General features: G+C 43.7%; 13 protein-coding genes. 6 read left to right on the top strand and 7 right to left on the bottom strand.

Features of this window, described 5'->3' with window-relative positions; translation table 11 throughout:
* Nucleotides 1–42: 42 nt before the first annotated feature.
* Nucleotides 43–432, bottom strand: a complete 390-nt coding sequence (locus ACFSR5_RS11990) for a DUF423 domain-containing protein (RefSeq protein ID WP_380904049.1) — start codon at nucleotides 430–432, stop codon at nucleotides 43–45.
* A 217-nt stretch (nucleotides 433–649) separates the two neighbouring features.
* Between ACFSR5_RS11990 and ACFSR5_RS11985 the strand changes: the two genes are divergently transcribed.
* From ACFSR5_RS11985 to ACFSR5_RS11960, 6 genes are all read left to right on the top strand, one after another.
* The gene (locus ACFSR5_RS11985; protein ID WP_380904047.1) at nucleotides 650–3,271 is read left to right on the top strand and encodes a hypothetical protein; all 2,622 of its coding nucleotides are present in this window, start codon (nucleotides 650–652) and stop codon (nucleotides 3,269–3,271) included.
* Between the two features lie 159 nt (nucleotides 3,272–3,430).
* Nucleotides 3,431–4,441 carry a DHH family phosphoesterase gene (locus ACFSR5_RS11980; RefSeq protein ID WP_380904045.1) on the top strand — a complete coding sequence of 337 codons (1,011 nt, stop codon included), beginning with the start codon at nucleotides 3,431–3,433 and terminating at the stop codon, nucleotides 4,439–4,441.
* 21 nt (nucleotides 4,442–4,462) lie between these two features.
* Entirely contained in the window at nucleotides 4,463–5,434 is a 972-nt protein-coding gene (locus ACFSR5_RS11975; protein WP_380904043.1) for an FKBP-type peptidyl-prolyl cis-trans isomerase, read from the top strand.
* Between the two features lie 116 nt (nucleotides 5,435–5,550).
* Nucleotides 5,551–6,333 (top strand): TatD family hydrolase, encoded by a 783-nt coding sequence (locus ACFSR5_RS11970; protein ID WP_380904041.1) that lies wholly within the window; start codon nucleotides 5,551–5,553, stop codon nucleotides 6,331–6,333.
* Nucleotides 6,334–6,342: 9 nt separating this feature from the next.
* Nucleotides 6,343–7,365, top strand: coding sequence for an asparaginase (locus tag ACFSR5_RS11965; protein ID WP_380904039.1), 1,023 nt, complete (start codon nucleotides 6,343–6,345; stop codon nucleotides 7,363–7,365).
* Nucleotides 7,358–8,503, top strand: a complete 1,146-nt coding sequence (locus ACFSR5_RS11960) for an SH3 domain-containing protein (protein WP_380904037.1) — start codon at nucleotides 7,358–7,360, stop codon at nucleotides 8,501–8,503. Before ACFSR5_RS11965 ends, ACFSR5_RS11960 begins: the two co-directional genes overlap by 8 nt.
* Before the next feature lie 26 nt (nucleotides 8,504–8,529).
* On the opposite strand, the gene ACFSR5_RS11955 is transcribed toward ACFSR5_RS11960, so the two are convergent.
* The 6 genes from ACFSR5_RS11955 to ACFSR5_RS11930 all read right to left on the bottom strand — a co-directional run bounded on the left by ACFSR5_RS11955 (nucleotide 8,530) and on the right by ACFSR5_RS11930 (nucleotide 12,956).
* Nucleotides 8,530–9,279 (bottom strand): YoaK family protein, encoded by a 750-nt coding sequence (locus ACFSR5_RS11955; protein ID WP_380904035.1) that lies wholly within the window; start codon nucleotides 9,277–9,279, stop codon nucleotides 8,530–8,532.
* A complete protein-coding gene (locus tag ACFSR5_RS11950; protein WP_380904033.1) occupies nucleotides 9,263–9,760 on the bottom strand; it encodes a hypothetical protein in 498 nt (165 codons plus the stop codon). Before ACFSR5_RS11950 ends, ACFSR5_RS11955 begins: the two co-directional genes overlap by 17 nt.
* Nucleotides 9,753–10,274 carry a hypothetical protein gene (locus tag ACFSR5_RS11945; RefSeq protein ID WP_380904031.1) on the bottom strand — a complete coding sequence of 174 codons (522 nt, stop codon included), beginning with the start codon at nucleotides 10,272–10,274 and terminating at the stop codon, nucleotides 9,753–9,755. Before ACFSR5_RS11945 ends, ACFSR5_RS11950 begins: the two co-directional genes overlap by 8 nt.
* A gap of 127 nt (nucleotides 10,275–10,401) precedes the next feature.
* A complete protein-coding gene (locus tag ACFSR5_RS11940) occupies nucleotides 10,402–11,754 on the bottom strand; it encodes a HAMP domain-containing sensor histidine kinase (protein ID WP_380904029.1) in 1,353 nt (450 codons plus the stop codon).
* 1 nt (nucleotide 11,755) lies between these two features.
* Nucleotides 11,756–12,463 carry a response regulator transcription factor gene (locus ACFSR5_RS11935; protein ID WP_380904027.1) on the bottom strand — a complete coding sequence of 236 codons (708 nt, stop codon included), beginning with the start codon at nucleotides 12,461–12,463 and terminating at the stop codon, nucleotides 11,756–11,758.
* Between the two features lie 196 nt (nucleotides 12,464–12,659).
* Nucleotides 12,660–12,956 carry a hypothetical protein gene (locus ACFSR5_RS11930; protein ID WP_380904025.1) on the bottom strand — a complete coding sequence of 99 codons (297 nt, stop codon included), beginning with the start codon at nucleotides 12,954–12,956 and terminating at the stop codon, nucleotides 12,660–12,662.
* Nucleotides 12,957–13,065: the final 109 nt, after the last annotated feature.

The following is a 13,065-nucleotide window of genomic DNA, read 5'->3' as shown; positions in this document are numbered from 1 at the left end:
CTCCCTAGGGCATAGTGAGGCTTCTGTTATGATGTATGTCGTTTACGATCGGTTACGCAGTGCGGCAACAAACAGCCCCAACCAGCCGATCATAAAACAAAGCCCGCCCAATGGCGTAATAGGGCCCAAAAGCCGAAGTCCGTCCCACCCCAACCACTCGCGGATACTTAACACGTACAATGAACCGGAAAACAATAGGATGCCTACTGTAAACGCGATGTACGATATCCGGATGGAGGCGTTCTTAGCCCGCGAAAATGTCGATAAAAATAGCAGTGCTAATGTATGGTAAAAATGATACTGATTTCCTGTCTTCCACGTTCCTAAATGATAATCACTGATTTTCCCTTCTAATCCATGTGCACCAAACGCCCCCAATATCACAGCGGTGAGCCCAAAAAAGGACGCTGTTAATATAATTTGTTTATTCATAAAAGAGATTAAGTTCTATTCATGTATGTTTTTGCGCTTATAAATGTATAAAATATAAGGCATATTGTGTTTCAAATTTCGTAAAATTTGAAATTTAAACAAGAAATTCATGTAATGGCTCGGGATCGATAAATACGCAATGTCGGTATCTGTCGGTGTGGGTAGGCCATAAATACACTTTTATTTTTTATTTTTGAGATGTTACAGGCACAGTGCGATGAGAAACACGATTATCACCAGTATTTTATTATTTGTAGCCGTTATTGGGGCTTCGATATATTATTTTGCCAATTTGGAGGGCGACAAAAAAGAAACCGTCCGCCCACTCACCTACCTACCAAAAGAGACATTTCTTATCGCTACCTTCCATAATGACGCCACCACCGACAATATCTTCAAAGATTTTGAGATTTTCGAGGCGTTGATAGGCAGGCAAGAAATGGAACAATGGCAGCTTTTGAAAACAAAAATGCTCCGCAATACGGTATTGCAGCCTTATGTCGAAGGCGTGGAAATCTACGCTTCGCTACACCCAGAGCAAGATGGTATAAGCACCCTATTTACCATTCCTACCCTCGAGCACGTCGAACCCGAAGCCTTGGCAGCCATTGTTGATCAAACTGGTAAATCCTATTCCGTCTCGCAGAAAGATACGTTGGGCGCACGCTTGTTCAATTTTGATAACGGTGTAAAAGATTCCATATTTCACGTACTGTATCATAAAAACATTTTCTTTGTCACCTATTCAGACAGCTTGTTATATAAGATCCTGGATGAAGGGGTTCCTAAGCTCGACAAGAGCAACATTGATTACTTTGTAGACAATAACAGTCGAAATTCACCATTAAGTGTCTATTTCGTACATGATCAGGTCAACGCAATAGCAAAGCATGTGCTACGTAGAAAGCCTGGAAAGACCCTAAATCTATTTGAAAACCTAGGTGGTAAGTCGGCTTGGAATTTGAACTTTAAAAACGACGCGCTGATTTTGAGTGGCGAAAGTGAAACTGCCGGAAACAAGGAAAATTACCTAGAGATATTCAGTCATCAAAACAAAACGACGCAGGGGCTTTACCAGTTCTTCCCGGAAAACACCGCGTCCTACCTATCCTTTGCGGTGAGTGACAGGAACCGGTTTCAACAGGATCTCGCCCAATTATTTGTTTTACGGAAAGAACACGAACAGCTGAACCGCCAATTCAACGAACTGCAAAAAGATAAAGGCGTGTCTTTCGACAAACAGATCGTACCTTTGTTCGGGGATGAGTTTGCCGTCGTCGAACAAAGCAACCAAACTGAACTGGCTTTCCTCGCCTTGCGGGATACCTCCGGTTGGAAGCAATTAGCCAGCAACCTCGTTTCAGAGATCGAAGGATCACTCTACCGCTTCGATTATGCCAACATACCGTATGCCTTATTTGGAGATCCGCTAAAGTTGTTTTCCCGCCCGTACTTCTTTCGCATCGGGCAGACATTGGTTTTAGCCAACAATCAAAGTGTATTACAAGGGTATCGACGAGATTGGGAACAAGTCAACCTGCTGATCAATACGATCGGTTTCAAAAATTTTGAACGCATTCAGGGCAATGAAGCCAACGTGACTTACTTTCTTCGTACACGGACCGCTTCCAATCTCATCAGCAACTTGCTAAAAAGGGAGTATAGCATCGGCTTCAGGGATAAAGCGGATTTTGGTTACCAAGATTTTTATTCGTGGTCTGTACAGATTTCGGGCAACAGCGGCAAGTTTCTATCTAGTCTATACGGAATCTACAAAAGTAAAAATGCACTAGGCGCATCGCCGGAATGGACATACGAGTTTGAAAACAGGCCCATTACAGCTCCGTGGGTGTTCGAACATTCGGACACCAGCCAGTTTATTCTGATACAAGAACAAGATCATACGGTGCACGGAATCCATCCTACAGGCAAAAAAATGTGGTCGGCGGTCTTGCATGGACGTATTGTTGGCGATGCTCAACAGCTTGCCGATCGCTCCATTGTGTTGGTGACCGACCGGAACCAATTGTATCGATTTGATACAGAAGGCAATTCCATTTCTGGCTTCCCTGTACGGATGGACGGCGAACCTTCACACGCGCCGACCATAGCGGAGGCTGACGGACAACAGCTCATTTTTGTTCCGCTCGGCCGCTCGATCTCAGTCTACACATTAGCGGGCAAGAGAGCCAACGGCTGGGAACAAAAGAATGTGCGCGGCAAGATTCTTTTCGACGTGAAGGTGCGAAATAATACCATATATGTGGGTACTTCCGAGGCACATTTTTATCAGTTCAATGCCACTGGCGAATTGATCAAGGAGGAACAGCTGGAAAATAGTCAATTCGCAAACCCGATTGCTCTAGGCAGCAACAGTGCAAAAGAAACCGTAGTCCATGCCCTTGACTCGGCTGGTTATCTCGTGACCATCGACTTCCTACAAGAGCCAACCAAGCGGAAAATGGATACATGGCCGACTGACGCAATGGTCGTTTTTGAACCGCTGGGACAAGAAGATGCCCGTACGGCCTATATTATTGACGCAAAACGGCTTATCCAACAAGGTCTACAGGATAGCGGTACCACGTACGAGTTTACATTCACGCAAGAGATAACTGATCGTCCTCAATTATTCCGAAACGGTGGTACAGGCCGGCTACTCGGCATTTCTTCTCGCGGAAATAACTTGATCTACCTTTTCGACGAAAAGGGCGGAATATACGATGGATTTCCGATCGAGGCTTTACCAAACTTCTATTTCGGTAAAATCGATTACAACAGTGCCACATACCTTCTTTGCGTACGTCGGGATCGCAAATTATATGCTTTTAAAAATTGAAATCCGTAAAGAGAAGCGCATACGGACCAGCATGTATTTCCCCCTCGAAGCTTGCTCGACGCTGCACCTTTTTGTCTTAACATTTTTTAAGGTACACTTATCATGAAAAAATTTCCGCAACCAACAAAATAATGTTAGGTTTGCAAACTTAGAATACTTATGCTGACAGGAGAAAATAATTTACAGTTACTCGCCGCACCTAAAAAAATCGTTGTCACCACTCATCATAAACCCGATGGAGATGCTCTTGGTTCTTCGTTGGGCTTATATCATTGGTTAAAAACGAAAGGACATCACGTCGAAGTCGTTCTTTCGTCCGACTTCCCTGTTTTTTTGAATTGGATGCCCGGATGCGAAGATGTACTTATTTATCCACTAGCCGAACATCGTGCCGAACTACTGCTGAAAGAGGCGGATATTATTTTCTGCTTAGACTACAGCGCCCTCAGCAGGACCAATATCCTCGAGCCGTTAATCCGCGCCGCGCAGGGACAAAAATGGATGATTGATCATCATTTAGATCCCGAAGATTTCGCAGACCTCACGTACTGGAATCCGGAGGCCGCTGCGACCGCGCAGTTGATCTATACCTTTATTTGTGATGTTAATGGAGATCATCAGGCACTAACTTCCGACATAGCCACCTGCCTGTATGCAGGTATTATGACCGACACAGGATCCTTTCGTTTCCGATCGACAACCGCTGCCGTACACCATATCATCGCCAGTCTTATTGAGGCCGGAGCAAAAAACTGGGAGATCCATGAACAGGTATACAACAGTTCCACGGAAAACCGTCTCAAATTTTTGGGTTATTGCCTATTAAATTGTTTAGAGGTGATTCCAGAGTACAATACAGCGCTCTTCGCCATAACGAAAGATGATCTGGAAAAATTTCAGGTGACAACAGGTGATACAGAGGGGCTTGTCAATTATGCTCTCTCCGTAAAAGGCATTCGATTAGCCGCATTATTTATTGACAGAACTGAATTAATTAAATTATCTTTGCGGTCAATTGGAGAAATTCCATGCAATGAAATTTGTAAAAAATACTTTAATGGAGGCGGGCATCTGAATGCTTCTGGCGGAAGTTCGCATGAAGAACTCAGTCAGGTCGTAAACAAATTCAAATCCATTTTACCATCTTACAAAGAAATATTAACAAAATAACTTAGTGATTATATCAGAACAATGAAGAAATCAATTTTATTCCTTTCGGCGGCTGTCACCTTACTAGCGACTGCGGCTTGCCAAAATTTCAAAAAGGGCGACGGTGGTCTTGAATATAAGATCGTGAAAGATGCAGGAGCTGAAAAGGCTAAGGCAGGCGACTTGTTGTCGGTAGACATGATTGTTAAATCTGACCGCAAAGATTCCCTATTACAAAGTACCTATGATATTGGCTTACCACAAATCGTAAATATTGCCCCGGATTCTATTCCAGGCCTATACGCAGGAGATTATAACTCCATGTTCAAGTTTTTAGGAGAAGGCGATAGCGCTGTATTCCGCTTGAATTTAGACACCATGGCAGCTAAATCTGGTCAACCTAAACCAGAGTTCGCAGATAAGTTCGTTACATTCACGATCAAGGTTAGAAAACATTTCAAAAAAGGAAATTTAACAGACTCAGCTTTGTACGCGCAGATCGACACGTATTTTAAAGGTGAAATCGAAGGATTGAAAAAAGCGGAAGAAGGCAAATTAGCGAATTATATTTCCGATAAAAAATTAGAACCTAAGAAAACGGCGTCGGGTCTACAGTATGTCATCGCACAGGAAGGTAAAGGCAATAAGCCCGCTGTTGGTGATACGGTTGTCGTAAACTACACGGGCACGCTTGTTTCTGGAACAGTATTCGACACCAACAATGCCGACGTTGCGAAGAAAAATAATAAATTCAACCCGATGCGCCAATACGAGCCTATTCGTTTTCGCGTAGGACATGACCCTGTTATCCAAGGCTGGACAGAAGGTCTACAATTGTTGACAAAAGGTTCGAAAGCCACTTTGCTTGTGCCTTCCAACTTAGGATACGGTGAACGTGGCGGGGGTGCAATCCCTCCATATGCACCTTTGGTATTTGATGTGGAACTTGTGGATATCATTCCCGGTCCAAAAACACCAGCTACGCCCGTCGACTCTGCAGCAATAAAAAAATAAGAACATTAATAAATTCACAAAAAAAACGCAAGATCCTTAAAAGTCTTGCGTTTTTTTTGTGTGTGTTAGGTGTTCTACTACGAAAACGCTAAATTTAGCCCCATTATCGCAGAACTATGTCCACGGAACCCTATATACTTACAGACACTCACACACACATCTATTATCATGCACATACGGATAAGCTAGCCGAGCAATTGCAACGTTGCAGAGATAAACATATCGACCGGCTATTTCTGCCAAACGTAGATATGGACTCGCTTCCATTGATTTTGGATACTATACGCAATTATCCGGACAACTGTTTTCCCATGCTCGGACTCCATCCTTGTTCCGTAAAGGAGAACTTTCGTACAGAATTGCGTACACTCGAGCAGGCCCTGGCCGATCTCCGGGTGTTTGCCATTGGCGAAATCGGGTTAGACCTTTATTGGGATACAAGCACTTTTGACTTCCAACGGGAAGCGTTTCGTATACAGGTGGGATGGGCAAAATCATTAGGACTACCTATAGACATTCATTGTCGAGAAGCTTTTGACGAATTGTTTGAGCTACTCGACGAACTGAAAGACGACAAGCTGTTCGGTATACTTCATTGTTTCACAGGATCGCTTGAGCAGGCTAAACGTGCCATCGACCTGGGATTTACGTTGGGCATAGGAGGTGTGGTCACTTATAAGAAAGCTGGCCTAGACCTTGTGGTCAAGGCGCTTGACCTCGCCCATATCGTCTTGGAAACCGATGCCCCTTATTTGGCCCCGGTTCCCTTCCGTGGCAAAGAAAATGAAAGCAGCTATCTACAGTATGTAGCGGAAAAAGTGGCCGATCTACACGAGACAACCATCGAAAACGTAGCAGCTATTACCACTGCAAATTCAAAACGAATATTCGGGATTTAAGCGTTAACCATGCACAACATATTTATCATTTACACAGGCGGAACCATCGGAATGGTGAAGAATCCAGACACGGGTACCTTCGTTCCCTTCGACTTTGAATTAATCGCCAGAAATTTACCGGACCTCGCACGACTTAACTACAAACTCACGGTGCATTCATTTACACCGATCATTGATTCGTCGAATATGAAACCTTCCATCTGGGTAGAAATGGCACAGATTATTAAGGATAATTACGAACATTACGATGGCTTCGTTATTTTGCATGGTTCCGATACGATGTCCTTCTCCGCGTCCATTCTCAGCTTCATGCTGGAAGGGTTGCAGAAACCGGTAATCCTCTCTGGATCGCAACTGCCGATTGGGGAGATTCGGACCGATGCGCGGGAAAACATGATGACAGCACTTGAAATAGCATCCGCCAAGGAAAACGGTAAATCCATCATCCAAGAAGTATGTATTTTGTTCGACAACAAACTGTTTCGTGGCAACCGTTCCTTCAAGTATAATTCGGCCAAGTTCGAAGCATTCCGTTCTCCAAACTATCCCGTGCTGGCTGAAGCAGGAATACATATCAACTACAACCGCGAGGCTTTGTTAGATAATACCGATAAAGAATTTATCATGCACACTAAACTGGATAATCATGTCGGTGTACTTAAGCTCTTTCCCGGCATCAGCCCAACATTCATACAGGCAATCTTAGCATCAGATGTCCGCAGTATCGTCATGGAAACCTTTGGTTCTGGCAACACGATGACAGATGAATGGTTTCTGGATATGTTGGCACAAGCGGTAAAGCGTGGAAAAAACATTCTGGATATCTCCCAATGTAAGGTAGGCTCTGTTGAACTTGGCCGGTATGAAACCTCGCAAGGATTGAAAGCGATTGGCATTTTAAACGGTTACGATATGACTTTTGAAGCCGCAGTGACAAAATTAATGTATTTGCAAGGCCATTTTCCGGATCAGGAGTCAGTGGCTTATTGGATTGAAAAAGATATCCGGGGCGAATTGACGATCAATGACTAAAAATCTAATGGACTATAGCGACCTAAAACCACGACAATGCTGCTCTTTATCGATTTTGCTGCTCCTGTGCCTTTTGTTCAACGCATGCTCGGCACCTACCGGAACAACGCCCGTAAGCTCGGGCGAAGATTCCCTTTCGACTCATGACCAGGTAAACCAAACGGAAAAGACGACCTCTTATCCGCCAATATTGTTAGACTTTGACAGTACTCCGGTGTTAAAAACCGCAATGGTCACTTCCCGTTCGGGAGCTATATTCCGGCAAGGTTGCTCAGAAAAAGCGGTTCCACTCGGAACATACGATTACGGTACAAAACTCGATATTGTAGAAGATGCGGGCGATTGGTGGGGTGTTCGGGAGCGAATAGGCCGAACGTTCGTAGAAAACGATGTAGAGATAGAACGCTCCGCCTGGGAAAAAGTATATGTAAAGAAAGGAGAAACCGGTAGCTCTTCGGAAATAGCACTTTCGGCGGCAGACCTTTATCACTATACCTATTTGGAACTAGCGGACAAAAGTAAGCAGAACGAACAGAAGAAACGATTGCAAGATTACCTGGATTTAGCGTTGATAGACAAAGCGACGTTCGATCAGCAAAAAAAAGAAAGTGTCCGTTTCTTTCATGCTGACTCTACTCGATTTCAGCAAAGGTCGGGTACCTTATGGTTGCCGACGACACAGGGCGATGGTATTAGTTTGCATGATAGGATCACGGACGGTGATGATCAAGTCGAATACGGTTATCTGGGACACATAGACATACTCGACGCATTTGTTGTTTCTGGATCATTCTACGAAATGTATCGCGTTTTCTTATTTAACCGGACGACGGGTGAACAAATGGGTGCTTTCGACGAATTTCCACACCTGTCCGCGGATAAAAACCATATCTTAACACTTGCCGCAAATCCATATGAAACGACAGGAGATCTCGCCTTATACCGCGTGGAAGGAACAAGCATTCAATTGCTGTTTACTATTGGTTTCACCCATTGGATGCCAGAATCAGGCGACCGAGGATTTTGGGGGAAAGACGGAAATTTCTACACCCCAGTAAACCATAAGGACGTTTTTTGGAAAGAGAATGGCATGCTAAATGATCACTTCCAGTATCTGCGCATACACCCCGTCCGGTAAGAAGCGGCAGTTCAACCCCGTATCTGCTACGCCGGACAAGTTTCCCTATGCCTTCGTTCAAATAACCTTTTCACCCGTGCCAGTTTGTAAAAATCATATAAAGCGATGATCAATAGGATGGCACATGTCAAGTAGAAGGTCCCGTTTCCAAGATACAGATAGCCAATACCGCCAAATAGCCCCCCAAACACGTAAGCAATCATGATAGTCAATAATAAATGAAATTTATCCACAAGCCCTTTGTTTTGTCGATTTTCACGTTTACTAAACATGGACACCAAGATTGCTAGATCGGTCGTCAGCCCAGTCAGGTGGGTCGTCTTAACCACGGAGTTGGAAATACTCGCAGTCAGCCCATTCTGCAAACCCATGGCAAACAGGAGCGCAGCGACCAAAAACTCGGTTTCTTGCAACGAATTGCCGTAGAAGAAATCTAGATAAATACCGACAAACAAGATACTTAAAAACTCCAGCAATACCGGTATTGCATGTGATATATATTGGCTCCAACGACCTTTACCTTGGATGATCACAAAGTTCGACAGAAAACTACCGATAAAAAACAAGAGAATCCACAATAATACGACCGCCCCTTGATACCAGTTTCCTTTGCTCAATTCCTGTGCAAAAACCGCATAATAGCCCGTTACGTTGGAAGTAAATGCGAAAAAAACGGTCACAGAAGCAACATTGACCATGCCGGCAGAAAAAGCCGTCAGCGCCCCAAGCTTCATGTTATCGCCTAATGTCCTATGATTACTATATTTCCGCAGCATATTGATCGACCTGTTCCTTTCTTTCTAAAACTATTTCTATAATACCTTTCACCTGTAAGTCAAAGTTTAAATGCAACACAAGTTTGTCTTTACTGATCTGCTGTATTTGAAAGCTTTCAACCTGCCTACCATCTTTGCGAAGTTCCAGGACATGCCCCCTCCCTTTGATGATCCATTCCATCCCACTGTGGTCGCTCGGCTCTTCGGCTGATAGCAAAGTCCCATCCTGCTCAAATTTCCATACGCCCAAATGCAGGTCTTCGATATTACGAAGAATCTCCTTGCGCAGTTCATCTTGTAGATGAAAAGTGGATGCTATTTTTTTGCTCGCGTTGTCTTTTTCCAAACGCCAGTTTTTTTCTACCCATTCGCCTTGTATCAACCGCTCTGGACTTTCGTGATACATTACGATCAGCGAAGCGCCGATCAACAGGAGAGCCACAAAGGCGTAATTTATTTTTATTAATACGTCTCTACTCATAACTGATCCTCCAATCTTTACGAAAGAAAATACCGTCCATGGTATCCGCGCTTTCAAGGTCCACCGATCCTACGCCTATGCCTACCATGGTCACACGCCCCTCTCCTTTCATAGTTTTCAATAACTTCGCTACATCGAAACACTGTTTGTTTGAAAAGCGAAACATAAAATTCTCGGGGAGAACAACATGTGTTACCTTCCCACCTTTAATACAGTTACGTAGATAGCGTGGATTCTTGGAAATAAAGAGATCGGAATACAATTCGACAACTTTATGCTCGAAGCGGGATTTAATCATCTGACATCCTTTGACAAAATCTTCTCCTTGTAACCTGTTCAACTGATCGTCCTTGGTGAAACCTAAGAGACTTGTTATGGAGTCGCCTAGGTTGTAACCACAGACAAACACAAGTTCCACGGGCTGCTCTCCGTTATCTTCTAAATACGCTAGCGCAATGCGGAGGGAATTAACCGTGAAATCTGTTGGAATGAGAACGCGCTGTATACCTGCCATAACTTCTTTTGATTACAAAGTTAGGAGTCGCACATAGGAGTAGCATGAAACCGCTGTTAGATTTCTATTAGACTTTCTGGATAGAAATTAAAAGGAGATTAAAAAAATTGACCGCATTAAAATAGCATTAAAAAGCCGTGATGGTAGGCAGCTCAATGCGTACGGTCGTTCCCTTTCCTAAGACGGAGGAAACAGAAAGCTGTCCGTCATGCATTTTGATAATATTGCGTGCCAAGGGTAGACCAATACCGTATCCCGAGAAGTTTGCCGTATTCGACGCCCGGAAATATGGGTCATAAATATAGGAAAGTTCTGATTCTGGAATACCAATTCCCTCGTCCTTTATCAAGATCAGAACCCCGTTGTCGAAGGCGCCCAACGCAACATACGCCGTGTGGTTTGGCGAATATTTGCAGGCATTGGATACGACATTTGAAATGGCCAATTGCAGCAATGGAGCCGATCCTTTCACTTTCAGTTTCATGCTATCGTCCGGCAGCATACTGAAATCGGTCTTGATATGAAAATGTTCGTTAATGGCTTTAACGGTCATCTCAGCGTCCATCACAATCTGATCAATCCGAACGGGTTTAAAATGTTGGTTGTTGTTTTCAAATCCAGTCCGCGCAAGAAGCAACAAAGCACTGGTCTTTTTTTCTAAATTCTCCGCAGCATCCACGATTTTCTGTATCGCCTGCTTGTATTCTTCAACGCTGCGATCCTTGGACAAAGCAAGGTCGGCAATGCCGATGATGGACGTCAACGGCGTATTCAGCTCGTGCGAAGCATTGCTGATAAAATTCTTTTGCGTCTCAAAGGAAGTTTCTATCCGATTTAGCATCCGGTTAAATGTATTGGCTAGCTTATTTAATACGCCTTTATCTTTCTCTTCGCTCAATCGCAAATATAGATTTTCCGATCCAATGGTCTTTACCTCATTAATCAACTCGTGAATAGGTTTGATGAAGGAACGTTTCACGAATAGAGACACCACGATCACGAACAGGACGCCCAGCACGAGGGCAATAAACAAGAGGTTACGCAAATAATGAATATGGTGCGTATAAAAATAATTCTCAGCGGATACGCCAACAATATAAGCTTTTCCTTTCTCCGGATAGTAATTGGTCGAATAAAACGTGTTGCCTACCTTAAAATTGGATACCCCTTTCTTGTTGACTCGATTCCATAGACGGGGGTCAAAACCACTTTGGTGAATAATCTGCTCATTTTTATCGAATTCAACGACGAACTCCCGTTGATTATTCAGTTCTTCGACATACGACAACGACCATCCGGTTTGACTACTTTTACCGTTGAACATCCGTTCTGCAGCCAGATTTCGCCTAAGATCCAGTCGCTTATAAAAGTCGGAGAACGCAAAATTGGTGATGGAATACATAATAAACACAACAAACGAAACAGTATAAATCACCAAAATCGTAATGAGCGTATAAAGCGTCTTGTTGTAGTTGCGCATGCTAGTCTTCTATTTTCAATACATACCCCATACCAATAACAGTATGTATGGCCTTTACTGGTGTAGCTTTTTCTATTTTTTTTCGGAGATAATTGACGTAGACATCGACCACGTTAGAACCGATATCGAAATTAATGCCCCAGACCTTGTCCAAGAGTTCGCTGCGCTCAAATACTTTTTGCGGCGACTGAATAAATAACATGAGCAGTCGGTATTCGGTGGATGTTAAATTTAGCTCCTGACCATTGGCGTAAGCGATCTTTTTATAATCGTCAATCTCTATAAATTTATACGTGTAGAGTCGCTTTTCCACCGCTTGCACTTGCTTGGCGATTTCGACCTTTCGACGGATGAGGGTACGCACGCGTGCTTTCAATTCGATCAATTTAAACGGCTTTGAGAGATAATCGTCGGCACCACTATCCAAGCCCAATACGACGTTTTCCGGACTACCTAATGCCGTCACCATTAATATCGGTAAGTCGGTATAGCCCAGCGATCGGATATTTTTGCAGATATCCAATCCATTCATTTCCGGAAGCAGGACGTCCAAGATTACTAAATCTATCGTTTGCTGCCGTAAGTAAGGAAGTGCTTCGTCATACCGTGTTGCGTGCACGACAACGTAGCCGTCTTCCTCCAGGCCTTGAATGATAACATCGGCCACGTTCCGTTCGTCCTCCACCAACAATATTTTTTTTCCTTCCATACGCTCAACTGTTCGTGTACATCTTTATATACAGCTAAAATATAAATTTTGAAAGGAATCTGGCCATCGTATGCGAAATTCCCCGAACATGTACATGCTGCCCCGGAACGAAAGGATATGCAAAGATGTGCCTGAGTAGTGACGACTGTCTCCAAAAGATGGATAATGCCCACCGCTAATGCGCGGAATCACTGCACTACCGGCAGCTATCCCAAGTGGCAAAAGCCTTATAAAATTCCGGCGTACTACGCGGTTTAACAACCTTATACGTGACCTCATCAACGGGCTGACATTCAAACGCGCAACGTAAAATCCGAAACCACTCCATATCCTGCTTTCCCAATCGATATGTCGGAAACGACAACCGAAACGCTTTCACTTGCCGGATATAATCAACTTTTTCTCCCCGTGAGCCATCTTGAAAGAGCTTTTTGGCCAAAGCTAGGCTCAATTGCGAATCCAATATTCCGCTGAACATATTTTCTTTGTGCATTATGAACTTGTTTGCTAGGTATTACATACTCTTTGCAATAAAACAGCAAACTGTGGAATTGGTTTTCGGCGCACTCTACTTTGCATCCTGTACTGTCGAAAGAAATTGA

It is taken from the genome of Sphingobacterium suaedae, from assembly GCF_042684625.1.
GTDB classification, from domain to species: Bacteria; Bacteroidota; Bacteroidia; order Sphingobacteriales; family Sphingobacteriaceae; genus Sphingobacterium; species Sphingobacterium suaedae.
The sequence above is the reverse complement of the archived record's forward strand: the minus strand, read 5'-3'. Positions and strand labels throughout refer to the sequence as shown.